The sequence below is a fragment of the Methylobacterium sp. CCH5-D2 genome (assembly GCF_001556475.1).
GTDB lineage: Bacteria > Pseudomonadota > Alphaproteobacteria > Rhizobiales > Beijerinckiaceae > Methylobacterium > Methylobacterium hispanicum.
The window spans coordinates 1-1,763 of the sequence record NZ_LSIX01000716.1 but is presented as its reverse complement, the minus strand read 5'-3'; the positions used below and the strand labels follow the sequence as shown (position 1 = coordinate 1,763).

Below are 1,763 nucleotides of genomic sequence, written 5' to 3'. Positions count from 1 at the left end.
CCCGCCACGACGAGCCGGCGCACGCCGCGCTCCACCAGGGCGGCGGCGAGCCGCGCCAGCGCGCCCTCGATGGCGTGGCCGGCGGCCTCGACGCCGTGACGGGCCTGCAGCGCGCGCACCGCCTCCGGGTCGGCGCTGCTGGCGATCAGGACCGGGCCCTGCCCGAGGTGCTCGCCCGCCCAGGCGATGGCCGCGTCCACGCCGTCCGCGCGCCCGATCAGGCGCTCGGGATCGAGGCGCAGCACCGGCATCAGGCTTTCCGCCGCCGCGATCTGCTCCAGCGTCGCCCGCGAGCAGCTGCCCGCGAGGCAGGCGGAGAGCCCGCCGACCGGCTCGGCCAGAACGTCGGCGGCCGGGTCGGGCGCTCCGGGGCTTGCAAGAGCCCGGGCAAGGCCGAGGCCGAGGCCGGAGGCGCCGCACGAGACCCGGTGGGCGAGCGCGGCGTGTCCGAGGATTTCCAGGTCGGCGTCGAAGATCGCGTCGGCGATCGCCGCGCCGACACCCTCCGCGGCCAGCGCCTCGAGGCGGGCGCGCACGGCGTCCGCCCCCCGCGCCACGGTCGCGACGTCCACGAGCCCGACCGGGGCCGCGCTCTGGCGGGCGAGCACCCGCACGAGGTTCGAATCCCGCATCGGGTTGAGGGGATGGTCCTTCAGCGGGCTCTCGTCCAGCGGCACGGCGCCCACGAAGAGGTGGCCCTGGTAGACGCTGCGCCCGGTCTCCGGAAAGGCCGGGGTGACGAGGGCGACGGCCTCGCCCGCATCCGCTCGCAGCGCGTCGAGGACGGGGCCGATATTGCCCCTGTCCGTCGAATCGAAGGTCGAGCAGACCTTGAACATCACGTGGCGGGCGCCGCGCCCGCGCAGCCACGCGTCGGCCGCCCGCGACAGGGCGACAGCGCGCCCCGGCTCGATCGAGCGGCTCTTCAGGGCGACGACGACCGCGTCGGCCTCGCCCAGCGCGAGGTCGTCGGCCGGGATGCCGATGGTCTGGACGGTGCGCAAGCCCGCCTTGGTCAGGGTGTTGGCGAGATCCGAGGCGCCCGTGTAGTCGTCCGCCACGCAGCCGAGGGCGAGGGGCACGGGGCGCGTCATCGGGCGTCTCCCCGGGCGGCGCGGTAGGGCGCGAACCAGCCGAGGCCCTCGACCGTTCCGGCGGCCGGGATGTACTCGCAGCCGACGAAGCCCGCGTAGCCGAGCCGGTCGAGTTCGGCGAAGAGGAAGGCGTCGTTCATCTCGCCGGTGCCGGGCTCGTGCCGGTCGGGCACGCTCGCGGTCTGGACGTGGCCGATCAGCGGCATCAGCGCGCGCAGCCGCATCGTGACGTCCCCGTGCAGGATCTGGCAGTGGTAGAGGTCGAACTGGAGCTTCAGGTTCGGCAGCTCGAGCTCCCGGATCAGCGCGGCGGCGGCGCCGAAATCACCCAGGAAGTAGCCCGGCATGTTGCGGGCGTTGATCGGCTCCAGCACGAGGTCGAGGCCCCGCTCGGCGAGCCGCTCGGCCGTCCAGGTCACGGCGCGGCGGTAGGCGTCCCGCGCCCGCGGGTCGCGCGGGTCGGCGAGGCCCGCCATCAGGTGCAGGCGGGCGACGCCCGTGGCCTCGGCGTAGCGCAAGCCCGTCTCGACGCCCGCCGTCAGCTCGTCGAAGCGCTCCGGGAAAGCCGCGATCCCGCGCTCGCCCGCCGCGAAGTCGCCCGGCGGCAGGTTGAACAGCGCCTGGGTGAGCCCGTGGCGGGCGAGCGCGGGATCGCGGCTTTCCCGGAGC

At 75.6% G+C, this 1,763-nt stretch carries 2 protein-coding genes; both read right to left on the bottom strand.

Going from position 1 to position 1,763, the window contains the following annotated elements; all coding sequences use genetic code 11:
- The coding region (gene otnK, locus AX737_RS18880) for a 3-oxo-tetronate kinase (protein WP_066924111.1) at positions 1 to 1,082 on the bottom strand (1,082 nt) is incomplete at its 3' end.
- An 8-nt stretch (positions 1,083 to 1,090) separates the two neighbouring features.
- Positions 1,091 to 1,763, bottom strand: a 673-nt coding sequence (locus AX737_RS18875) for a TIM barrel protein (protein WP_066924109.1), incomplete at its 5' end; no start/stop codon positions are given.